This window comes from Flavobacterium sp. ASV13 (genome assembly GCF_000745775.1).
Taxonomy (GTDB): domain Bacteria; phylum Bacteroidota; class Bacteroidia; order Flavobacteriales; family Flavobacteriaceae; genus Flavobacterium.
Genome location: NZ_JQJY01000004.1, coordinates 104409 through 127917, shown reverse-complemented (window position 1 = coordinate 127917; position 23509 = coordinate 104409). Strand labels below are relative to the sequence as shown.

The window sequence follows — 23509 nt, the reverse complement described above, 5'->3', positions numbered from 1 at the left end:
TATATGTGAAAATGTATACCCCTAAGGGGTAGTAGTAGTTGTAGTAGAAATAATGGTAGCAGCAATTGCAGTTCTAGTTTGAACTGTCATTGTAGATTGATATTTTGTGCTGTTACTTTTCATTTTTGATTTTTCAAAAGTACAGCTTTTAAGTAGGATTAAAAACTCTGAAAGGCTTTTTGCGAATATTTTAATAATTCAAATTTCAAAAAATCAATATTGAGTATTTGTTAAAATTAAATATGTTAAGTTGATGTTTTAACATATTTTACGCAGTTTAGATTTGCTTTTACTTATAAGAAAGTTTAATTTTTAAATAAAAATTAGAACCAAAACCGAGTTTAATAACTGATAATTTTGCTGAATAAGATTATTTCTGCGATTTTTTTCAGTAAGTTAAATTCAGTTAGTTTCCTATGTTGTTTATAATCAATGAAATTTGTAGATGTAAAATGAATTTGAAAAAAAATCAAATTTTAACAGGGAAGATTTCGTACAATCATTTTTGTTTTAATTATATTTCGCTCAAAATTTTAAAAAACCAAAACAAAAAATGAAAACTAAAATTGCCCTTTTATTTATTTCTTTATTTACGCTTATTTCTTGTAGTAGCGATGAAACCAGTCCTACAGCACCATCAGCTCCTTCTGCCGTTAATGCAGTATTAAATGCAGACACTGTTAATTTAACTTGGTCGCCAGTTGAAGGTACAGGAATTACATACAATGTTTATAAAAATGGCAGTGCTGTAAAGATTAATACAGTTCCGCTTACGGAAGCAAAATTTACCGATGTTCTTAAAGCTACTGGGGCTTTTACATATACAGTTACAGCTAGTTTAAACGGTTTAGAAGGTGCAAAATCTGTAGTTTCTGAAAAAATAATGCTGGAGCTTCCAAAAACACAAAATATAGAAAGAAGTGATAAGTACAATATTGTCAAATATGAATACTCTTATACTTATGATACGTCAAATATTACCAAATTGGCAACAGTGATAGTTAAATATAGTAATACGAACGTAAAAACTCAAACTACAACTGTTTTAAATACAATTACTAAATATACATATTCTGGAGATTTAATTACAAAATCTATGAATTATAGTGATGATAATGTTTTCAAAGGTTCTACGGAATATGCATATAATGAACAGAAAAAAATTATAAGTGGAACAAGAAAAAATCCTGACGGAAGTATTAGCTATAAAGTTGCTTATACTTATAATGTTGACGGAACAATAACTGAGAAATATGATTTGCCAGACTATGGAGTGGGAATTTATACATTTGATAAAGGTAATTTAGTAAAATATAGTATTACCACTCCAACTCCAGGAGAAGAATTTCTTGCCGTTTCAAATTACATTTATGATACTAAGAAGGATGCTTTAGCAGATATTTTAGGGTTTAATCGGTTTTTAATTAATACTGTAAATAATGCAATTAGTTCTTCAACTATTATAACTTCAACTCTAGGGAATAATAGTACTGAATCATCTAAAACTGATTGTACATATGATGAAAATGGTTATGTTTTGACAAAAATGAAAAGTGTTACAATGCCTCCAAACGGGGTAATGCAAACAGAAAAAACAGTTGTGACTTATTATTAATTTAAGAAGTTTTAAATAATAAAAGTAAAACAAAAGCAGCTCTCAATGAGTTGCTTTTTTTGTTTAACGACTTAATTGGTATTTTGAACGATTTTTTGATTAAAAAAATTAAATAATCTTTAGTAAATGTTGCTTTTTAATATTGATTTGTTGAATTTTGACGTCTTAAATTTAAAATAATCATGAGAGAGATTCATTATATAAGTACTGAAACGATAACTTTAGAAACATTACAAGAGATTTTAGTTAATGATAAAGCACTTGAATTATCTGAAGAAGCAAAAGTGAACGTTCAGAAATGCCGTGATTATCTAGATAAAAAAATGTCGACGCATTCTGCGCCTATTTACGGAATCAATACTGGTTTTGGATCACTTTACAGTGTAAAAATCTCAAATGAAAATCTTTCTAAACTTCAGGAAAATCTAGTAAAATCGCATGCTTGTGGTACTGGCGAAGAAGTTCCTGCAGAAATCGTAAAGATGATGTTGTTGCTGAAGATTCAATCTTTGAGCTATGGACATTCTGGAGTACAATTAATTACATTACAACGTTTAGTTGATTTTTATAATAATGATATTCTTCCTATTATTTATACACAAGGTTCGCTTGGTGCTTCTGGAGATTTAGCTCCACTTGCACATTTGTCTTTACCTCTATTAGGAGAAGGCGAAGTGCTTTTTGCAGGAAAGAAAATGGCTTCTGTCGAAGTTTTAAAACATTTCAACTGGGAACCAATCGTTTTGCAGTCAAAAGAAGGCTTGGCTTTGTTAAACGGAACTCAGTTTATGAGTGCTTACGGAGCTCATATTTTAATCAAAGGTTATAAGTTATCTTATTTAGCGGATTTAATCGGGACTATTTCACTTGAAGGTTTTGATGGAAGAATCGAACCTTTTAATGAATTGATACATTATATACGTCCGCACAAAGGGCAAATTGTAACGGCACAACGAATTGCAGAATTCTTAGACGGAAGTGAAATAATCACTCAAGAAAAGAAACACGTTCAGGATCCGTATTCTTTCCGTTGTATGCCGCAAGTTCACGGCGCTTCAAAAGATGCGATTGATTATGTTCGAAAAGTATTCAAAACCGAAATTAATTCGGTTACGGATAATCCAAATATATTTGTTGAAGCCGATCAGATTATTTCGGGAGGAAATTTCCATGGACAGCCATTGGCTTTAGCTTTAGATTTTATTGCAATTGCTTTGGCTGAATTAGGAAGCATTTCTGAAAGAAGAACGTATCAGTTAATTTCAGGATTGCGAAATCTTCCGGCATTTTTGGTTGATAATCCAGGATTAAATTCAGGATTTATGATTCCGCAATATACTGCGGCAAGTATTGCGAGCCAGAATAAACAACTTGCAACTCCGTCAAGTATTGACAGTATTGTTTCGAGCAATGGTCAGGAAGATCATGTAAGTATGGGAGCAAATGGAGCTACAAAAGCTTTACGTGTTTTAGATAATTTAGAGCGAATTTTGGCAATCGAATTAATGAATGCATCGCAGGCAATTGCTTATAGAGAGCCTTTGAAATCGAGCGATTTTATCGAAATGTTTTTAAGTAGTTATCGTGAAGTTGTGCCTTTGGTTAAAGAGGATAGAATCTTACATTATGATATTGAGAATACAATTTCATTCTTAGACAGTTTTCAAATTGAAAACGATTTGTTAACAATGGCTTAACATTATAGAATATTATTGAAGTAATTTTGCACTATCAAAAATATAAAAATGTCAATAAACAGTATTTTCCAATTTTTAGTGCCGAAAGACAAGAAATTCTTTCCACTTTTTGAAGAGGCTTCAAGCAATTTAATTGAATTAGCATCTAACTTACACGAAGCTGTAAACTTACCATTAAAAGAAAGAGAAGTTCTTTTTCAAAAAATTGATGAATTAGAGCAAAAAGGAGAAGATATTACACGTCAAACTAACTTGGAATTGAGTAGAAACTTTATTACTCCATTTGATAGAGAAGATATTCATACCTTAATTACTTCAATTGATAACGTTGCAGATTACCTTCACGGAGCTGCAAGCCGTATGAGATTGTATCAAGTTGACAAGATTACAAAATCGATCAGAAAAATGACAGAAATCAACCTTGAAGCTTGTCAAAATATTGATAGTGCTGTTAAGGAATTGAGCAACTTGAAAAACATGAAAGTTATTAAAGATTCATGTGCTAGAATTAACAAGCTAGAAAACAAATCTGATAACGTATATAACAAAGCAGTTTTTGAAATTTTTGAAAACGAAACAGACGCTAAAAATATTATTAAATATAAAGAAGTGTTATCTGTTTTAGAATCAGCAACAGATAAATGTAAGAGTGTTGCGAATATACTAGAATCTATTTCTGTAAAACATTCTTAATTCAATTTTTCATTCTGAAGTTATAATTTTATGACGCTACTTATATTAATTATAGTATTAGCCTTAATTTTTGATTACATCAATGGTTTTCATGATGCGGCAAATGCTATAGCGACAGTTGTTGCAACAAAGGTTTTGACGCCTTTTCAGGCGGTTCTTTGGGCAGCATTTTTTAACTTTTTAGCTTATTGGGTTTTCGGATTTGGTGTTGCAGATACTGTTGCTAAAACAGCGCACACAATGGAAATTAACCTGGTTGTTATTCTTGCCGGAGTTATTGCGGCAATCTGCTGGAATTTATTGACTTGGTGGCTTGGAATTCCTTCAAGTTCTTCACATACGCTTATTGGAGGTTTTGCCGGAGCAGCCGTTGCGCACGCTATCGCAGTTCACGGTTTTTCGGGATATGTTGGTGAAGATGGAGCTACTCATTACTGGTATGAAATTGTAAGCTGGTATAAAGCCGGAAAAGATGGCGGAATGCCTTCGGGAGTTCTTATTATTATTGCTTTTATTGTTCTAGCGCCTTTATTAGGAGCTTTGGCATCGTATTTAATTTCTATTTGGTTGTTGAATGCTTCTCGTAAAAGTATTTGGCCTAAATTATTTACTGTGGCTTTAATGATTGCAACTGTTTGGTTTGTATATGCACAAATGGTTCCTTATGAAGAAATTATAAAAGATGGTCATAAAGGAAGATTTGATTCTCATTTTTGGAGCGTAGCTTTTGATCCTCATAATATTAAATGGTTTTTAGTAGCCTTTATTATATTAACTGTAAGTGCATTTTGTTTGATATTTAGCAGTTTAAATCTTCATCAGGCTGATGCTGCTTTGAAAAAAATGCAATTATTATCTTCTGCGGCTTTTAGTTTGGGGCACGGAGGAAATGATTCTCAAAAAGTAATGGGTATTATCGCTGCTGCTGTAGCGGTTTATATCAACACAAATCCTGGGGTTCACATGGATTCTTGGTTAGATGTTGTTCTTCCAAATGATGATTTGGGAATTAAAGGAGTAATGCCGGGATGGATTCCGTTAGCTTGTTATTCTGCAATTGCAGCGGGAACTTTAAGTGGTGGATGGAAAATTGTAAAAACAATGGGATCTAAAATCACAAAAGTAAGTTCATTTGAAGGAGTTGCTGCTGAAACTGCTGGAGCATTGACGCTTTATTTTACAGAGCATTTAAAAATTCCGGTAAGTACAACGCATACTATTACAGGATCTATTATTGGTGTTGGATTAACAAAACGTGTTTCTGCAGTTCGCTGGGGTGTTACCGTAAGTTTAGTTTGGGCTTGGATTTTGACTATCCCAATTTCAGCGATCTTAGCAGGTTTGGTTTATTTTGTACTGAGCGTGTTTATTTCGTAAAACGATTATTTGAAATGTGTGATGTAAATTGCATTTTCTATAAAATATTAAAAGGCCGATTTCATTTGAAATCGGCTTTTTTTGTTTTTGAAATTATTAGAAGTTTTGAATGTTTTTACGATTATGTTTTCGTTTAAAATGTGTTTGCTTTAGATTTTTTTCATCTTCAGAAATAATGCTGATTGTTCCGTCAATTTCGAGCATTGCCAATTTTACATTTTTGAAGAATTCTATTCCGTGTTCTCTCATGGCTTCTTTTAATTCGTCATGCGAAATATCTAGTTTGCTAAGCGCTTTGAAATCTAATTTTCCGTCGTGAATTAAGATTTCAGGTTTGTCCAATAATAAATCTCCAAAAACTTTGTATTTGTGAGTCAGTTTTTTGATGATGAAGTTGATTATGAATAATACTAATGCTGCAATTAAACCGCCAGTCAAACTTGTATCAGGGCCAACCATGGCATTCTGAACAGAGTTGCTTATTAATAAAATCAGAATTACATCGGCGGTATTCAATTGCGAAAGTTCTTTTTTACCGAATATCCGTAAAGCAATCGTCATGAAAAAATAAACGGCGATACTACGTAAAACAATATCTAAATAAGGAAAAGCCATATTTTTTATTTTAAAGTTAAATAAAAAAGCTTTGTCAAAGTTAAAACTTCGACAAAGCTGCTAAATTATTTATACGGAATTAAGTTTAAATGAACTTAATTATAGTTTAAAATTCTTTTCAATTGCTTTAATCATTTCTCCAGCAACGTCTTTGTTTGTGGCACCTTCAATTCCTTCAAGACCTGGAGAAGAGTTTACTTCAAGCAATAATGGCCCTTTAGAAGAACGAATAATATCAACACCGGCAACTTTTAAATCCATTGCTTTTGCTGCTTTAATCGCGATTTTTTTCTCTTCAGCCGTTACTTTGATTACTGATGCTGTTCCGCCAAGATGAATATTTGCTCTAAATTCGCCTGGCATTGCTTCACGCTGAATCGCTGCAACTACTTTTCCGTCAATTACAAAACAGCGAATATCTTTTCCATTGGCTTCTTTAATGAATTCCTGAACCAGAATATTTGCATTTAAACTTTTGAAGGCATTAATAACACTTTCTGCAGCTTTTTTGGTTTCGGCCAAAACAACGCCTTTACCTTGTGTTCCTTCTAATAATTTTACAATTAGAGGTGAACCGCCAACCATCTTGATTAAGTTGTCTGTATCAAGCGGAGAATTAGCAAATCCGGTTGTTGGAATATCAATTCCGCTATTTAAAAGTAATTGTAACGAGTATAATTTATCTCGTGATTGTGTGATGGCTGTAGCCGAATTTAAAACAAATACCTTCAACGCTTCGAATTGGCGTGTTAATGCGCAGCCATAAAAAGTGATGCTTGGTCTTATTCTAGGAATGATTGCGTCGAACTGATTTAATATTTTTCCGCCTCTGTAATGAATTTCCGGAGTTTTGGCGTCCAGTTTCATATAACATTCTTTGATGTTCAAAAAATGCATTTCATGACCGCGCATTTCGCCGGCTTCCATGATTCTTTTATTGCTGTACAATTCGGGATTGCTGGCTAAAAGTCCAATTCGTAAACCAGAACTGGCTTTTTCGGAGTTTTGATATAATTCTTTAAGAGATTCTGGTGTAGGCTGTCCCAGTAGATATTTTTCTTCAGGATCTACTAATACGCGTCCGCTCATGGCTTCACGTCCCAAAAGCATGCGAAAACCCATCGAATCTCGATTTGTTAAAGTCATTTCGATTGGCCATTTTGAATCGCCAATTTTAATGCTTGTCTGAATTACATAACGATGTTCTCTAAAGCCGCTTGAGCTTTTTACAATTCTCTTATCCACCAGCGGCGCTTCGCAATGAATGATAGTTTTAATATTATTCTGAATTGGATTAATGTCAAATTTTACCCAATTGGCATCATTTTTTATAAAAGGAGCTATGTTGATAGCGTGCATTGCTGAAGTTTTGGCACCAGAATCGACACGAGCTTTAATCGTTGGGATTCCAAGTTCAGGAAATGAGCACCATTCTTCGCTGCCTAAAATGACTTTGTGTTGAAGCATACGTTAATTTTTATTATAGAATTTAAATTCAAAAGTAGCTATTTGCTTTTACTAAAGATAGTGATTTTTACAAAAAAAAATACCCGTTATGTTATGAAAACGTAACGGGTAAGTTATTTGTGTTATAAATTTTAACTAATTTATTGATTTGTTGGCTCTTCAGCTTTATGAATTTCTACTGATAATTCTTGTGAATCATCTTTTAAATCCATCATGATTTCATCACCAGAATGTATTTTTGAAGTGATGATTTCTTCAGCTAACAAATCTTCAACGTATTTCTGAATTGCTCTTTTCAATGGTCGTGCTCCAAATTGCTTATCGAAACCTTTTTCAGCAATAAATGCTTTTGCTTTGTCTGTTAAGCTTAATTTGTAACCTAACTCAGCAATACGAGAATAAAGTTTTTTCAATTCGATTTCGATAATCAAATCGATATCAGCTTTTTCTAATGCATTAAATACAATTACGTCATCAATTCTGTTTAAGAATTCAGGAGCAAAAGTTTTCTTCAATGCATTTTCGATAATGCTTTTTGAGTTTTCATCTGCTTGAGCTGTTCTTGCTGCAGTACCGAATCCAACACCTTGTCCAAAATCTTTCAATTGACGTGCACCAACGTTAGATGTCATGATGATGATCGTGTTTTTAAAGTCAATTTTGCGACCTAAACTATCTGTCAAATATCCGTCATCTAAAACCTGAAGCATCATGTTGAATACATCTGGATGCGCTTTTTCGATCTCATCTAAAAGAACAACACAATATGGTTTTCTACGAACTTTTTCAGTCAATTGACCACCTTCTTCGTATCCAACATATCCTGGAGGCGCTCCAACTAAACGAGAAATCGCGAATTTCTCCATGTATTCACTCATGTCGATACGAACTAACGCATCTTCAGAGTCAAATAATTCTTTTGCTAAAACTTTTGCTAATTGCGTTTTACCAACACCAGTCTGACCTAAGAAAATGAACGAACCAATTGGTTTGTTAGGGTCTTTAAGTCCAGCTCTGTTACGTTGGATAGAACGTGCAATTTTAAGAACAGCTTCATTTTGTCCAATCACTTTATTCTGAATCAATTCAGGCAATTTGGCTAATTTGTTACTTTCTGTTTGTGCAATTCGGTTAACAGGAATTCCGGTCATCATCGAAACAACATCAGCTACATTATCTTCTGTAACTTCAATTCTGTTGTTTTTAGAATCTTCTTCCCATTGTTCCTGAGCTAAAGCAAGGTCTTTTTCGATACGTTTTTCATCATCACGAAGTTTGGCAGCTTCTTCATATTTTTGTTTTTTAACTACCATGTTCTTCATTTCGCGAACTTCTTCCAATTGACGTTCTAAATCCAAAATTTGTTTTGGAACATCAATGTTTGTGATGTGTACGCGTGATCCGGCTTCATCCATAGCGTCAATCGCTTTGTCTGGTAAGAAACGCTCAGACATATATCTGTTTGTTAGCTTAACACAAGCTTCAATAGCTTCTGGAGTATACGTTACATTGTGGTGATCTTCATATTTGTCTTTAACATTGTTCAAAATTGCGATTGTTTCTTCAACAGAAGTTGGCTCCACAATTACTTTTTGAAAACGTCTTTCCAAGGCGCCGTCTTTTTCGATATATTGTCTGTACTCATCAAGAGTAGTAGCACCAATACATTGAATTTCGCCTCTTGCTAAAGCAGGTTTGAACATGTTTGAAGCATCAAGTGAACCTGTTGCTCCTCCAGCACCCACAATAGTGTGAATTTCGTCAATGAAAAGAATAATGTCATCATTTTTCTCAAGCTCGTTCATTACGGCTTTCATTCTTTCCTCAAATTGGCCTCTGTATTTTGTTCCGGCAACTAAGCTGGCCAAATCAAGAGTTACAACACGTTTGTTGAAAAGAATACGAGAAACTTTCTTTTGGATAATACGTAAAGCCAGTCCTTCTGCAATAGCAGATTTACCAACTCCAGGTTCTCCAATTAGAAGCGGGTTGTTCTTTTTTCTTCGGCTTAAAATTTGAGAAACGCGTTCAATTTCTTTTTCGCGTCCTACGACAGGATCCAGTTTTCCTTCCTCGGCCATTTCTGTTAAATCTCTCCCAAAATTATCTAACACCGGAGTCTTAGATTTTTTGTTTGACTTATTGGCGGGATTATTAAAACTGCTTTCTTTTAGACTGTCATCTTGTCCTGAATCGTCATTGTATGACTCGTTTCGTGGCAAGTTTTCTAAAAATTCTTCTTCGTTTGGCGTCATGTTTAGATATTGTTCTTTAGCTATGTCATAATCTATTTTTAGTTTATTCAATAGCTTGGTTGTTGGATCGTTTTCGTTTCGTAAGATGCATAGAAGCAGGTGTGCCGTGCTAATCGACGAGCTTTGAAATACTTTTGCTTCAAGAAATGTTGTCTTAAGGGCTCTTTCAGCCTGGCGTGTAAGATGAAGGTTTTTCTTTTCAGTGTTTATCTCAATGCTGTGATTGGCTGGACTCAGTATTTCTACTTTCCTGCGTAAATGATCTAAATCAACTGCTAGGTTATTAAGTATATGAATAGCTTTTCCGTTACCATCTCTTAAAATGCCTAGCATCAGATGTTCAGTACCAATAAAGTCGTGCCCTAGACGCAGAGCTTCTTCCTTACTGTATGTAATAACATCTTTTACTCTTGGTGAAAAATTATCATCCATAATATATAATTCGATATGTAAATTTAATTATTTACTGGTTGAAAAACAAAAATCATACCTATTGAGATCTGCTGTCAGCTAATTGACAAAAAAAATAACAATAAAAGAGTTAAAAAACGCTTAATTTATTAACTAAAAGGCAAAATAAAGTTGTTAATAAATCATTGAAATAAGTGTAAGGAAATAGCTGAAAAAATTTCAAAAAAACGTATCTTGGCACGCTTTGAAACTAATATAATTATTTAAACATAACAACTTATGTCTGAAGGAGAAAAGTTAATTCCTATTAACATTGAGGATGAAATGAAATCAGCTTACATCGATTATTCGATGTCAGTAATTGTATCGAGAGCACTTCCGGATGTTAGAGATGGCTTAAAACCAGTGCACCGAAGAGTTCTTTACGGAATGTATGATTTAGGTGTAACTTCAAGATCTGCCCACAAAAAATCTGCAAGAATCGTAGGAGAGGTTCTGGGTAAGTATCACCCACACGGAGATACTTCAGTTTATGATGCGATGGTTCGTATGGCTCAGGAATGGAGTATGCGTTATTTATTAGTTGATGGTCAGGGTAACTTTGGGTCTGTTGATGGTGACAGTCCGGCAGCAATGCGTTATACTGAGGCTAGAATGCGTAAGATATCTGAGGATATTATGGCAGATATCGAAAAAGAAACGGTTGATTTCCAATTAAACTTTGACGATACTTTATATGAGCCAAAAGTAATGCCAACAAGAGTTCCTACTTTATTAGTAAACGGAGCAACTGGTATTGCTGTTGGTATGGCAACAAATATGCCTCCACACAATTTAACAGAAGTTATCAATGGTACATTAGCTTATCTTGATAATAATGATATTGAAATAGATGAGTTAATTACACACGTTAAAGCTCCAGATTTTCCAACTGGAGGTGTAATTTATGGATACGAAGGTGTTCGTGAAGCTTTCAAAACAGGTAGAGGTCGTATCGTAATGCGTGCTAAAGTTGGTTTTGAGGAAGTTGACGGAAGAGAATGTATCATTGTTACTGAAATTCCATATCAAGTCAATAAAGCCGAAATGATCAAACGTACGGCTGATTTGGTTAACGAGAAAAAAATCGAAGGTATTGCCAATATCCGTGATGAATCGGATAGAAATGGTATGCGTATCGTTTATATCTTAAAACGTGATGCTACGCCAAACGTAGTTTTAAATACCTTATATAAATATACTTCATTACAATCTTCTTTCAGTGTAAATAACATTGCATTGGTTAAAGGACGTCCTCAATTGTTGAATCTAAAAGATATGATTCACTATTTTATTGAGCACCGTCATGAGGTAGTTGTGAGAAGAACGCAGTTTGAATTGCGTAAAGCTGAGGAAAGAGCGCATATTTTAGAAGGATTAATTATTGCTTCTGATAATATTGATGAAGTAATTGCGTTAATCAGGGGGTCTAAAAATACAGATGAAGCAAGAGAGAAATTAATCGAAAGATTTAAGTTGTCAGATATTCAGGCTCGTGCAATTGTTGAAATGCGTCTTCGTCAGTTAACTGGACTGGAGCAGGATAAACTAAGAGCTGAGTTTGAGGAATTAATGAAATTAATTGAGCATTTGAAAGCTTTATTAGCAGACGTTAATTTAAGAACAGATTTAATAAAAGAAGAATTAATTGAAATTCGAGATAAATACGGTGATGCTCGTCGTTCTCAGATTGAATATTCTGGTGGAGATGTAAGTATCGAAGATTTAATTGCCGATGAAAATGTTGTAATTACGATTTCGCACGCAGGTTATATCAAACGTACAAACCTTACTGAGTACAAAACGCAGAATAGAGGAGGAGTTGGGCAAAAAAGCGCAGGAACAAGAGATCAGGATTTCCTTGAGCATATGTTCGTTGCAACCAACCACCAATATATGATGTTCTTTACGCAAAAAGGAAAATGTTTCTGGATGCGTGTTTACGAAATTCCAGAAGGAAGTAAAACAGCTAAAGGAAGAGCAATTCAGAATTTAGTAAACATTGAAAGCGATGATAAAGTAAAAGCTTTCATTTGTACACAAGATTTAAAAGATAAAGATTATATCAATACACATAATCTTGTAATGGTAACTAAACAAGGACAGGTTAAGAAAACTTCTTTAGAGAAATATTCTAAACCTCGTGTGAATGGTGTAGCAGCTATTACCATTAAGGAAGGTGATGAGTTGCTTGGTGCTCAGTTAACAAATGGAGAAAGCCAAATTATCTTAGCTGTTAAATCTGGTAAATTAGTTCGTTTTGAAGAAACTAAAACACGTCCGATGGGAAGAACAGCTTCTGGAGTTCGTGGAATTACACTGAAAGACGAAACGGATGAAGTAATCGGAATGGTTACAGTTGATAAAAATGATATTTCTGAATCACAAATTTTAGTTGTAACTGAAAACGGTTACGGGAAACGTACAAAATTAGTTGACGACGATGGTGAAGATGTTTACAGAATTACAAACCGTGGTGGTAAAGGTGTTAAAACGCTTAATATTACAGAAAAAACAGGTAAGTTAATTTCTATTAGTGCTGTAACAGATGCTGATGATTTAATGATTATCAATAAATCAGGATTGACAATCAGAATGGCGATTGAGGATTTACGTGTTATGGGACGTGCAACTCAAGGGGTTAGATTGATCAATTTAAAAGGAAAAGATTCTATCGCAGCAGTTACAAAAGTAATGAAAGATGATGCCGAGGAGGTTATTGTTGATGAAGATGGAAATGTTGTTGAGTCTGGAATAGAAAGAGTTAAGCCGGATCTTGATGAAGTTCTTGAGGATGACGGAACAGCAGATGACGATGATGACGCTGATGATGTAGTTGAGGACGAAGAAGAAGAATCTGATGAGGAGGAATCTGAAGAATAATAAAAAAGAAAAATTAAAATTAAATATACAAATTGAATATTATGAAAAGTAAATATCTATTACTTGCTTCAGCATTATTGATTTCAGCAGCAACTTTTGCTCAGAAAGATCAAATCAAAAATGCTGAGAAAGCTTTAAAAAGCGGAGATGCTCAAGGAGCAATTGCAATATTAAAAGATGCTGAAAATTTAGTAACAAATGCTAAAGATGTTGAGCAGGCTCAATACTATTTTGTTAAAGGGAATGCTTATTTGGATTTAGCGAATAAAAAAGTAGAAGAAGGTAAAAATTTATCTGCTGCTGCTGAAAGCTACAAAACATTGATTGATGTTGAAAAAGCTTCTGGAAAACAAAAGTATTCAACTCAGGCTGCTTCTTCAATTACTGAGATTAAAGGAAAATTAATCAATTCAGCTATTGCTGATTCGCAAGCAAATAAGCATAAAGAAAGCGCTGCTAAATTGTATGATGCTTATCAATTAGATAAAAACGATACAATTAACTTGTACTACGCAGCTTCTACAGCAGTAAATGCTCAGGATTATGATACTGCTTTGCCAATGTATGAAGAATTGAAAAAACTAAACTACTCAGGAAAAGGAACTCTTTATACTGCAGTAAATAAGATTTCAGGAAGCGAAGATGGTTTTGCTAATGCAAAAGATAGAGATTTAGCTGTAAAAATAGGAACTCACGAAAAACCTAAAACGGAAGCAGTTCCTTCTAAAAGAGGAGAAATCTACAAAAACTTAGCTTTAATTTTAGTTCAAAAAGGAAAAATTGAAGAGGCTAAAAAAGCAATTGCTGATGCAAGAAAAACAAATCCAGAAGATACTTCTTTGATTCTTACAGAAGCTAACTTGTATCTTGAAACTAAAGATTTCGATACATACAAGAAATTGGTTAGCGAAGCTTTAGAGAAAGACCCTAACAATGCTGATTTGATTTTCAATTTAGGAGTAATCAGTGCTAATGCTAAAAATACAGCTGATGCTGAGAAATATTATGCTAAAGCAATTGAAATCAAACCTGATTATGTAAATGCTTATATTAATATCGCTGCTTTGAAATTAGAGGCTGAAAAACCAATCATTGACGAAATGAATAAATTAGGTACTTCAGCTAAAGATATGAAGCGTTATGATGTATTAAAAGCACAAAGAGAAGGTGTATTCAAAAGTGTAATACCTTATCTTAAAAAAGCGAATGAATTAGATCCTCAAAATGATGATGTTAAAAAGACATTATTAGGAGTTTATAGCGCTCTAGAAATGACAGCTGAAGCTAAAGCATTGAAAGCTAAAGGATAATAGATGTCCTGAATTTATAAAAAAAACCATCGACTTAAATCGATGGTTTTTTTATGCGTAAAAGTTTTATTTAACTTTCTAAAGTTGCATTCAAAGTTATTGTTGTGTTTAAAAGCTTTGAAATTGGACAAATTTCCTTTGCTTTTGCTGCTGTAGCATTAAATTCTTCAGCAGAAATCGAAGGAACTTTTCCTTTTAATTCCAAGTGGATTAGTGTTATGGTTCCATCTTCAAAAGTTACTGTCGCTTCTGTGGTTAAATCATCAGCGGTAAAACCTACTTCATTCAGCAAAAAGCTTAATTGCATCGTAAAACAGCCCGAATGAGCAGCAGCAACAAGTTCTTCTGGGTTTGTTCCAACACCATCAGCAAATCTTGTTTTAAATGATAATTGTGCATTATCTAAAGTTGTGCTTTGTGTACTTATTGTTCCTTTTCCTTCCATGCCAGTTCCTTGCCAGTTGGCGTGTGCTTTTCTTGTAAATTTCATTATTTGAGTATTTTGATTAATAAAACATGTTTAAAGTATTGATTGTCAGTTGTAATCAATCTATCAAATATAAGCATTATTTCGAAGTGTTGTTTTATCAATTTGTTATCAGAAAGTCAACTACAAAAAAAAGGTGTAATGAAATTTATCACTACACCCTTTATAATTAATTAAATCGAGTTTTATTCTTGATTTAAATTACGAAGCTGTTTCAATTTATCTTTCCATACGTCAAGGCTTTCTTTATGGATTGCAATGTTTTTACGCACTTCAAGAACAATTGAATTTTCTTTTTTAGCGTTTTTAGTATTCGTAAAGAACTGAATGTTGTTTTCTAATTGAAAAATTTCATTTTGAACTTCTTCGATTTTACGCATTATAAAAATCTTCTCATTATCTAATTTGCGTGTATCATTGCTGTCAGAAAGAGAATCTATACGATTAGAAAAACGCATCATCTCGCTTTCTTTTTTGCTTAGGCTTAATTTTTCAAAAAGCGCATCAAGGATTTTATTGAATTTTCCTTCGATATGACGTCTTGAAAAAGGTACTTTTCCGTAACCTTTCCAGATTTCAATATGTTGTTTAATGGCATCTAAATCTGTTTTGTGATCGCCAGTAAGTTGGTATGCTCTTAAAATGTCTAAATAAGCCTTTTTATTGTCAAAAGCCACAACTTCATCCTGATTTTCCTCAGATTTATGTTCTTTTAATTTGTCAAAATAATGGTTGCAGGCATCTTTAAATTCTTTCCAGATCTTATCTGAATATTTTTTAGGAACGTGACCTATTTGTTTCCACTCTTCCTGAATTTGTTTCATGATTGGAGTAGTGCTGCCAAAATCAGTACTTTCTTGTAATTCTTTGGCTTTTGCAACCAAAGCCATTTTTTTATTTAAATTATCGTTTTGATCTTTTTTAATGTCTTTGTAAAACGAATTTTTAAATGCATTGAAATTTCTAACAGCAGTTTTAAACGCTGCCCAGGTTTCTTCATTTACATCCGAAGGTACTTTTCCAGCTGCAAAAAAATCATTTCTAAGCGCTTCAACTTTTTGAATCTGCACAAGCCATTGCGAATGAGAATTGACTTTTTCAGTTCCTAAAACTTCAATTTTGCCTATTATTTCTTTTTTTACTTCAAGATTTTGTAGTTCGTTTGCTCTTTGGCTTTCAAACAATACTTCTCTCTTGTCATGTATTTTTTTAGTCAATTCGCTGAATTTGTTCCAAATAACATCGCGGTGTTCTTTTGAAACAGGACCAATATCTTCTTTCCAGATTCTGTGTAAATCCTGCAATTCACGAAATGCTTTGTTGATATCAGTTTCGTTGGCTAATTCTTCAACGCGTGTGATGATTTTTTGCTTTTGTTCCAAATTGTATTTGAAATCCAAATCTCTCGCTTCACGGTCTAAATGCAGATAATCATAGAAATTTTCTACGTGGAAATGATAATTATTCCAAACATGATTGTATTTATCTTTTGGAATTGCTCCGGCATTTTTCCATCTTTCCCTAAGTTCATTAAAGTGCTTAAGAGTATCTTTGATGTTTTCCTGCGGATTTATAAGTTCTTTGAGTTCTTCAACAATCGCAAGTCTGTTTTCTAAATTTGCTTTTAAATTAGTTTGTAAATGTTTAAAATGAGCATTTCTTTTTTCTCTAAAAACATTATAATATTCATCAAATTTAGATTTTAAAGGAGAATGATATTCAAATTCTTCATTCGGATCTTGTTTTGAAGCATTGAATTCCTCTTTTTTCTCTTCAATTAAATGATTGTATTGTAGTAAAAATGATTTTTTAATTTCTTCGATATGATCTTTAACAGACATTACTTTATCTGTCTGAATCAGTTTTTTTAGCTCATCAACAAGTGCATCTAATGAAAAAGTATCATAATCCTGCATAGGAATATCATGACGCTCTTTTAGCGTTTCATCTTCACTTTCTTCAGCATTAGAATTTGTGATAGCATCTAACGCATCTTGATGATCATCTTCGGTTGTTATTTCTTCTGCTGCAGCTTCAGCTTCTGTTTCAGAAACTGAATTTTCAGTAGCTTGTTCCGTACCCAATGTTTCTTCAATTGCGTTTTCTTGAATAGAATCAGTAGTGTCGATTCCTAATTTTCCGTCTGCTTCCTGCAGGTTATCATTCTTTTCTTCTAACATTTTAAATGTATAAGGTTTGTACTTTAAACAGTGCGAAAGATAGTAAAGGTGTTTCTAAATACAAAATAAATCGCTTGTTTATGCTTTATTTTACGATGAAATTCTTATTCTTTACTCTGTTTTATAAGTATGATATCTTAAATTTTGCTTTTTCTTTGAATGAAGTATAAATTTGAATTTGTTATAATTTTTAGAAAAAGAGATAAAAAAAGATGTTATAGGTCTAAAATTATTATAGATCTTAAACTAGAACAAAATTAATAATCCCATTTCTATACCAAAATTATAAGATTTCTCGCCTCCAAATGCTACACTTGGGTGTATATATGCAAGATTAGTAGGTGTGATTTTTCGCCCAAATTCAACAAAGGCATTATTTTGAAAACCGTCAAGAACGTAATTGTATCGAAAAGCTACATCTGTTGCAATCCAGTTTTTGCCAAAGAACCATAAAAAATTATTTTCGAGGACTGTTACGCTAACATCACTTCGGTTGCTTGAACCTGCAAAACTTTGGGAATGTTCTACGTCAGAAATCCATAAAAATTTTCTTTGTTTAAAATATCGGGCATAAAAAACAGCTGGTATAACAACCCATTTTCCACTTCCAAAACTTGGATCAGTAGCTGAGTTTGCTGTTACTCTTGTTCTAACAGCAAATCCTTCATTTTTTTTGAAATATGGAATGTAACTAATTCCGGCACCAACATCACCAAGTCCTGTTTGATTGATAGAATTCGAATTAGTTGAAATTAAAGGAAGGTCAAATCGAAGATTCCAAGATTTGTTTCCAATAGGGTGTAGGACACGTAAATTAGTAGTGTTGAAGGAACCGTTTTTTGTGTCTAAATATTCATTAAAAAGCAAAATAGTTTTTAAGAAATAATTAAAACGAGGTTCATTAAATGGACCATCCTTTCTGTTAATATCTTCATCTTGTGCTTTGACAGCAAATGAGAACAGAAAAAACAGGAAAATGTAAAGTAATTTTTTCTTCATAACTATCTACAAATGAGTAGACTAAGTTATAAAAATTACTTTAACATTTTGATAGTCAGCATTTTTTTATTTATTCCAGATTTTCCAGGCCTTTTCGGCTTGAAAAATTAACATATCATAACCATTTTTTATGATTGCGCCTTTTTCTTTAGCGTTTTTCATAAACTGAGTTTCAGCTGGATTATAAATCAAATCGTATGCAATATGCTTGTCAGTAAAAAATTCGTAAGGTAAATCAGGACAAGCTTCAATGTTTGGACTAGTTCCTACTGGTGTACAGTTGATTATGATTTGAAAATTATCAAAAGTGGTGGCATTGATTAAATCATAATCGATGATATTTTCTTTGGCTTCTCTGGAAACAAAAGTATAAGGAATATCAAGCTCATCAAGTGCAAAAGCTACACCTTTTGAAGCTCCTCCAGTCCCAAGAATTAATGCTTTTTTATGATGAGGCTCTAAGAGAGGCTTTAATGATTTTTTAAAACCATAATAATCTGTATTGTAGCCTTTTAATTTTCCGCTTTTGGTGAATTTAATTGTATTTACTGCACCAATCAGTTTTGCTTTTGTTGAAAGTTTGTCTAAAAAAGGAATAACTTGCTCTTTGTACGGAATCGTGACATTTAAACCTTTCAAATCAGGATTGTTTTTAAGCAAACCCTTGAAATGGCTGATTTCAGAAATGTCGAAATTTTCATAGGTATTTCCGGCAAAAACTTCATTATTAAATTTTTCGGTAAAATATCCTTTAGAGAAAGAGTAGCTTATATTACGGCCTAATAAACCGAAACGTCTTTTTAAAGTATCAATCATTCTTATTTCTTATGTTTTTCAATATAATTTTTAACCATTTTTTTCGACCATACAACCGGAAACAAATCTTCGATCAAAATGTAATTATCGAAGTTTAATCGCAAACCATTGCTTAAATGAAATTTTGCTTTTGTATTGTCCTGAATCATAAAATACAATCCTGCCAAACGGTATTCGATTTCGTTTTCTTCAGGAAAATATTCAGTTGCTTGCAATAAAGTCTGGATAGCGCTTTCAAATTCACCTAAAAACTGAAGTATATCAACCCAAAACAACCAAGTATCTAGAGCATAATCTCCAAATTCTACGGCTTTTCTGTATCCAAATTCAGCTTCTTCAAAAAAGTTCATTTGTTTGTTAATCGTTGCGTAACGTTTCCAATACAAACGATTTTGATTGTCGATTGCCAATGCTTTGTTTACAAAAAATAAGGCTTTTTGAAAGTTTTTCTGACGAACATAAAAATCGGTAATGGCAATCCAGCCTTTGTCTAAAAGCGGATCTTCATGAACGGTCTGATTATAATATTGAAGTGCTTTTATCGCATTTCCAAGTTTTTCATAACATTTACCTATACGCAATAAAGCGTATGAAGTCGCGTCATCTAACTCGATTGTACGATTGTAGCTTTCAATTGCTTCGTTGTATTTTTTAAGGCGTTCGTAAGCTTTTGCTTTTTCCATGAACGCACCCAAAAATTCGTCATCAATTAATGTGGCATAATCAAAAGCTCGAATAGCAGCTTCGTATTCTTTTATACCATAATGCAGACGTCCCAGCTGATGCCAGGCAATTTCGCTATACGGATTTCTGTTTATGTATTCGTTAAGATAAACGATAGCTTCCTGATTTTGATCTAAAAATTCAAAACAGTAAACTACGTTGTATAAAGCTGACTGATCTTCTAAGTCTTCTTCAAGACATTTGATGAAGCTATCTTTAGCCATCTCAAGATTATCCATAAAAAGATATTCCATTCCAATCAAGTTGTACACATCAGCGTAGTCATCTGTATATTGCAGGGCAATTTTAAGTAATTCTACAGCTTTTTCGTGTTGATCTCTTTTAGAACAAATATTTGCTTTCTGGATATAAATTTCCTCGTTGTTGGGTTCAATTGCATACAACTCGTTTAAAAGCTTCTCAGCGATGTCGAGTTTATCGTCGTAAACCAGCATTTCTACTTGTACTAATTTTAAGCCTGTAGATTTTGGATGCTGATCTAATGCAAGTTTCAAGGCCTTTTTTGCTAAATTAGCCTTACCTATGTCTAAATAATGAAGAATTATTTCTTCGAATTCTTCAGAATCAAAAAAGAGTACTTTGTTAGTTTTTAACATCGACTCAAATTTAGATAGGGATAGGTTATAATCTTCTTCTTCGTTGCTTAATTGCATACTTTCTCTATTTGAAATTAGCCTGTTATAAATTTAGGCAACCATATAATTGTTGTAAGGAAAGGGAATTAATTGTTTTGAACAATTTAATTAACAAAATATGATGTTTTTTATTCTGTTTTGGGAAGAAATCTCCTTTGTTCTTAAGGGATTAGCTTCGTTTTAATTATTTTTTAGATTGCATTCTAGATTTTAATAGATTGTAAATCTGTTGTTTAATATTCTGTGCCGATTAACGAAAGCAAAAAAATGAATAAAATTTTATTTGTTATTCTGTTTTAAAATTTCGTCCATAACTGCCAGTATTATTGAACAGCCTTCTCTGATTTCATCTTCTGAAATAGTTAAAGGAGGTGTAATTCTAATCGCACATCCTTCGAATAAAAGCCAAAATAAAATCAGTCCTTTGTCCTGACAATTTAAAATGACTTCGTTGGTAATTTCAGCCGATTCTGTCATAGCTGCCAACATTAATCCTTTTCCTCTTACTTCAGTAATCAAAGGATGTACCAAAAGTGATCTGAACAGTTTTTCCTTCTCCAGCGTTTCTGCCATTAAATTTGTTTCAGTTAATTCCTGCAAAGTGGCTAAACAGGCTGACGCAATGACAGGATGACCTCCAAAAGTAGTAATATGACCGAGTTTTGGATTTTCAGTTAAAAGATCCATTTTTTCTGCCGATGCTGTAAAAGCTCCTACAGGCATTCCTCCACCCATACCTTTTCCCATCACGACAATGTCCGGAACAACATCATAGTTTTGAAAACCAAAAAGTTTTCCTGTTCTTCCAAAACCAGGCTGAATTTCGTCCACAATCATTAATGCGCCAACTTCATCACAGCGTTTGCGGACTTTTTGCAGATAATTATCATGAGGCTGAATAAATCCAGCGCCTCCCTGAATGGTTTCTAACAGAATTGCTGCAGTTCTGGTGGTTATTTTTTGTAAATCTTCTTCATTGTTGAAGGTTACAAAATCAACATCTGGCAATAAAGGTCTAAAGGCTTGTTTGCGTTCTTCAAATCCCATAACGCTCATTGAGCCCATTGTGTTTCCGTGATAAGCATTATGACAAGAAATCAATTGACTGCGTCCTGTGGTTCTTTTTGCTAATTTTAAGGCGCCTTCGATAGCTTCTGTACCTGAATTTACCAAATACGTTTTGTTTAACGATTCAGGAAGGAGCGAAGCCATTAATTTACAATATTGTACAGCAGGACTTTGCGAATATTCGCCATAAACCATTACGTGCGAATATTTGTCCAACTGATCTTTTATCGCTTGATTTACACGCGGATGCTGATGTCCCAATGTACAGGCAGAAACGCCTGCAACAAAATCTAAATATTTTTTATCGTTTGTGTCGTAAATATAAGAGCCAATGGCGTGAGAAACTTCCATTCCTAAAGGGTAAGGAGAAGTTTGTGCCTGATATTTTATAAAATCTGGATTCATTTTTTTAAGGTGCTAAGTAGCAAAGATACTAAGGTTCTAAGGTTTTAATTTTAGGCTTAGGTTAAGTTTTGTAAATAGAAAACTACGACTGAAAATTATTTTTTCTTAGGTTTTGCCTCTGTCTTCACAGTCGGTTTTTTCTTGTCATAATTCAAAGTCTCTTTCCTGACTTTCATAGGTACATTTTTATCTTTTTCTTCCTGATCTTTTCCTTCCTGAATTAATTTTTCATTCAGTTCATTATCTTCGGCGGTAAAAATATCGTCTTTAGATTTAATACGTTCATCACCACGCCAACGCATTCCTCGCAGTTTACGAGCATTTTCGGGTAAGTCTGCTTCAGGATATAAATCACCGTCTACATTGTTAAATAGTGTTAGTGTTTCAATTTGATTATCTTCTAAAATCAGATTAATTTTACTGCTGACACTTTTATCAATTCCGACAAGCTCATTTTGCTCATTTCGACTATAATAAATAACTTCGGTATTTTTGACTATATCTACATCATGAAGCTTTCCGTCTTTAAATTTTCCAAATAAATTAAGTCCTTTTACTTGATTGTATCCGGTGCCCAAGGTATCTTTAGAAATCAGAAAAGTATTGTTGAGCACTTTCAAAGAATCTATTTTTTTAGTGTTATTATCGCCAATTAAATGCATGACATCGCCGGTTATTTGGCTTTCTCCACTCCATAAAATCGGATTTCCAATCAATTTTGTCAATGCCGTTTTTGAGTTCGAATGAATAGAATCACATTTACCGCTCATATCTGTTTTATAAAAACGAACATTTTTGAATGCTCTCAAAATTCTTTCGCCTTCTTTTCCGGTCACCATTAACTTTTGCCCATGAATGTAAACAGAATCATTTTCAACAAAATTCACAGCTACAGCTCTTTTGGTTATAAACATTGAATCTTTCAATTTGAAAATCTCAGCATAATGACCTTTAACAATACCACGATTTATCGAATCGGTTATTTTTACATTTCGAGTCGCCGATGCAAATTCGGTATTTCGGTTATAATATAAACTATCACCTTCAATGCGTCGGTCATCGTATTTTATGTATGATTTTCGGAGGAAGTGGGCGAGGTTCTTTTTGGTATCATAAAAACCTTTTTCAGTATAAATATAATTGGCCTTGCTTGTAATTGTCGAAGGGCCAAGTAAATAAGTATGTCCAGAGTTGCTGTAATAATCCAGATGATTGGATTTGATAACATATTTAGGGTTTGTAATTGTTACCTCAGTCAAAAATTGAAACTTTTTCTCTGCAACAAAATAACGCCCTGATTTGCTTACTAAAGTATTGTCTTTGTTGACGATTGTTCCTTTGGTGTTGTAAAAAACCTGCTGAACATTTCGGTCAAAATTAATCGTATCCGTTTGTAAAGTTGCATCTGGTGAAGTCATCACGGCATCTCCCGTCGCAAAAGCTTTTTTGAAATTTCCGTTGTATTCAGCGTATTTACTGTTTAAATATAAAGTGTCACCTTGGACCAATTGCACATTTCCAAAAGCTTTTAAATAATTTTCTTTCTGAAAAAAATAAGCCTTATTACAAGTTAAAACTACTCCGTCGTGATTTATTTTTACGTTTCCAGTTAATAAAACTGCATCTGGCGCTATTTCTTGGTTGACATCAGAAAAGTCAGCATTCTCTATAATGATTTTTTTAGCTCCCGGCTTATTTTTTGATGCCTGTGCAAAACCAAATTGCGCAGTTAAGAACATCAGACAAAAAGATATGAAAAAGAGTGATTTCTTCAATTGATTAAATTTTTGTCAAATTTATGAAAAAGGATACA

The 23509-nt window shown here is 33.2% G+C and carries 16 protein-coding genes; 6 read left to right on the top strand and 10 right to left on the bottom strand.

Annotated features, from left to right (window positions below; all coding sequences use genetic code 11):
• The first annotated feature begins 553 nt into the window (after positions 1–553).
• The 4 genes from GQ47_RS11170 to GQ47_RS11155 all read left to right on the top strand — a co-directional run bounded on the left by GQ47_RS11170 (position 554) and on the right by GQ47_RS11155 (position 5382).
• A complete protein-coding gene (locus GQ47_RS11170; protein ID WP_035648454.1) occupies positions 554–1615 on the top strand; it encodes a hypothetical protein in 1062 nt (353 codons plus the stop codon).
• 182 nt (positions 1616–1797) lie between these two features.
• The gene (gene hutH, locus GQ47_RS11165) at positions 1798–3312 is read left to right on the top strand and encodes a histidine ammonia-lyase (protein WP_035648451.1); all 1515 of its coding nucleotides are present in this window, start codon (positions 1798–1800) and stop codon (positions 3310–3312) included.
• 48 nt (positions 3313–3360) lie between these two features.
• The gene (locus tag GQ47_RS11160; RefSeq protein ID WP_035648449.1) at positions 3361–4005 is read left to right on the top strand and encodes a DUF47 domain-containing protein; all 645 of its coding nucleotides are present in this window, start codon (positions 3361–3363) and stop codon (positions 4003–4005) included.
• A 30-nt stretch (positions 4006–4035) separates the two neighbouring features.
• Positions 4036–5382 (top strand): inorganic phosphate transporter, encoded by a 1347-nt coding sequence (locus GQ47_RS11155; protein WP_035648446.1) that lies wholly within the window; start codon positions 4036–4038, stop codon positions 5380–5382.
• Between the two features lie 96 nt (positions 5383–5478).
• Here GQ47_RS11155 and GQ47_RS11150 read toward each other — a convergent pair whose 3' ends face one another.
• From GQ47_RS11150 to GQ47_RS11140, 3 genes are all read right to left on the bottom strand, one after another.
• On the bottom strand, positions 5479–5997 hold the full coding sequence (locus tag GQ47_RS11150) for a DUF421 domain-containing protein (RefSeq protein ID WP_035648444.1): 519 nt from the start codon (positions 5995–5997) through the stop codon (positions 5479–5481).
• 99 nt (positions 5998–6096) lie between these two features.
• Complete coding sequence (rimK, locus tag GQ47_RS11145; RefSeq protein WP_035648442.1) at positions 6097–7464, bottom strand: 30S ribosomal protein S6--L-glutamate ligase; 1368 nt, start codon at positions 7462–7464, stop codon at positions 6097–6099.
• Between the two features lie 140 nt (positions 7465–7604).
• Positions 7605–10151 carry an ATP-dependent Clp protease ATP-binding subunit gene (locus GQ47_RS11140; protein WP_035648440.1) on the bottom strand — a complete coding sequence of 849 codons (2547 nt, stop codon included), beginning with the start codon at positions 10149–10151 and terminating at the stop codon, positions 7605–7607.
• A 258-nt stretch (positions 10152–10409) separates the two neighbouring features.
• Between GQ47_RS11140 and gyrA the strand changes: the two genes are divergently transcribed.
• Both gyrA and GQ47_RS11130 read left to right on the top strand, forming a co-directional pair.
• On the top strand, positions 10410–13052 hold the full coding sequence (gene gyrA / locus GQ47_RS11135; protein ID WP_035648439.1) for a DNA gyrase subunit A: 2643 nt from the start codon (positions 10410–10412) through the stop codon (positions 13050–13052).
• Between the two features lie 41 nt (positions 13053–13093).
• Positions 13094–14362, top strand: a complete 1269-nt coding sequence (locus GQ47_RS11130) for a tetratricopeptide repeat protein (RefSeq protein WP_035648436.1) — start codon at positions 13094–13096, stop codon at positions 14360–14362.
• Positions 14363–14432: 70 nt separating this feature from the next.
• Here the strand turns inward: GQ47_RS11130 and GQ47_RS11125 are convergent, their stop codons facing one another.
• The 7 genes from GQ47_RS11125 to GQ47_RS11095 all read right to left on the bottom strand — a co-directional run bounded on the left by GQ47_RS11125 (position 14433) and on the right by GQ47_RS11095 (position 23435).
• A complete protein-coding gene (locus GQ47_RS11125; RefSeq protein ID WP_035648433.1) occupies positions 14433–14852 on the bottom strand; it encodes an OsmC family protein in 420 nt (139 codons plus the stop codon).
• 182 nt (positions 14853–15034) lie between these two features.
• Positions 15035–17029 (bottom strand): DUF349 domain-containing protein, encoded by a 1995-nt coding sequence (locus GQ47_RS11120; RefSeq protein WP_035648430.1) that lies wholly within the window; start codon positions 17027–17029, stop codon positions 15035–15037.
• Between the two features lie 246 nt (positions 17030–17275).
• Positions 17276–18028, bottom strand: coding sequence for a hypothetical protein (locus GQ47_RS11115; protein WP_035648427.1), 753 nt, complete (start codon positions 18026–18028; stop codon positions 17276–17278).
• 66 nt (positions 18029–18094) lie between these two features.
• Positions 18095–18844, bottom strand: coding sequence for a shikimate dehydrogenase family protein (locus GQ47_RS11110; protein WP_035648425.1), 750 nt, complete (start codon positions 18842–18844; stop codon positions 18095–18097).
• 2 nt (positions 18845–18846) lie between these two features.
• Positions 18847–20241 carry a tetratricopeptide repeat protein gene (locus GQ47_RS11105; RefSeq protein ID WP_035648422.1) on the bottom strand — a complete coding sequence of 465 codons (1395 nt, stop codon included), beginning with the start codon at positions 20239–20241 and terminating at the stop codon, positions 18847–18849.
• A 261-nt stretch (positions 20242–20502) separates the two neighbouring features.
• Entirely contained in the window at positions 20503–21696 is a 1194-nt protein-coding gene (locus tag GQ47_RS11100) for an aspartate aminotransferase family protein (protein WP_035648420.1), read from the bottom strand.
• Positions 21697–21791: 95 nt separating this feature from the next.
• A complete protein-coding gene (locus GQ47_RS11095; protein ID WP_051951486.1) occupies positions 21792–23435 on the bottom strand; it encodes an OstA-like protein in 1644 nt (547 codons plus the stop codon).
• Between the last annotated feature and the right edge of the window lie 74 nt (positions 23436–23509).

Coding starts and splice junctions, on each gene's coding strand:
- GQ47_RS11170 (WP_035648454.1), top strand. CDS start 554: ATGAAAACTAAAATTGCCCTTTTATTTATTTCTTTATTTACGCTTATT.
- hutH (WP_035648451.1), top strand. CDS start 1,798: ATGAGAGAGATTCATTATATAAGTACTGAAACGATAACTTTAGAAACA.
- GQ47_RS11160 (WP_035648449.1), top strand. CDS start 3,361: ATGTCAATAAACAGTATTTTCCAATTTTTAGTGCCGAAAGACAAGAAA.
- GQ47_RS11155 (WP_035648446.1), top strand. CDS start 4,036: ATGACGCTACTTATATTAATTATAGTATTAGCCTTAATTTTTGATTAC.
- GQ47_RS11150 (WP_035648444.1), bottom strand. CDS start 5,997: ATGGCTTTTCCTTATTTAGATATTGTTTTACGTAGTATCGCCGTTTAT.
- rimK (WP_035648442.1), bottom strand. CDS start 7,464: ATGCTTCAACACAAAGTCATTTTAGGCAGCGAAGAATGGTGCTCATTT.
- GQ47_RS11140 (WP_035648440.1), bottom strand. CDS start 10,151: ATGGATGATAATTTTTCACCAAGAGTAAAAGATGTTATTACATACAGT.
- gyrA (WP_035648439.1), top strand. CDS start 10,410: ATGTCTGAAGGAGAAAAGTTAATTCCTATTAACATTGAGGATGAAATG.
- GQ47_RS11130 (WP_035648436.1), top strand. CDS start 13,094: ATGAAAAGTAAATATCTATTACTTGCTTCAGCATTATTGATTTCAGCA.
- GQ47_RS11125 (WP_035648433.1), bottom strand. CDS start 14,852: ATGAAATTTACAAGAAAAGCACACGCCAACTGGCAAGGAACTGGCATG.
- GQ47_RS11120 (WP_035648430.1), bottom strand. CDS start 17,029: ATGTTAGAAGAAAAGAATGATAACCTGCAGGAAGCAGACGGAAAATTA.
- GQ47_RS11115 (WP_035648427.1), bottom strand. CDS start 18,028: ATGAAGAAAAAATTACTTTACATTTTCCTGTTTTTTCTGTTCTCATTT.
- GQ47_RS11110 (WP_035648425.1), bottom strand. CDS start 18,844: ATGATTGATACTTTAAAAAGACGTTTCGGTTTATTAGGCCGTAATATA.
- GQ47_RS11105 (WP_035648422.1), bottom strand. CDS start 20,241: ATGCAATTAAGCAACGAAGAAGAAGATTATAACCTATCCCTATCTAAA.
- GQ47_RS11100 (WP_035648420.1), bottom strand. CDS start 21,696: ATGAATCCAGATTTTATAAAATATCAGGCACAAACTTCTCCTTACCCT.
- GQ47_RS11095 (WP_051951486.1), bottom strand. CDS start 23,435: ATGTTCTTAACTGCGCAATTTGGTTTTGCACAGGCATCAAAAAATAAG.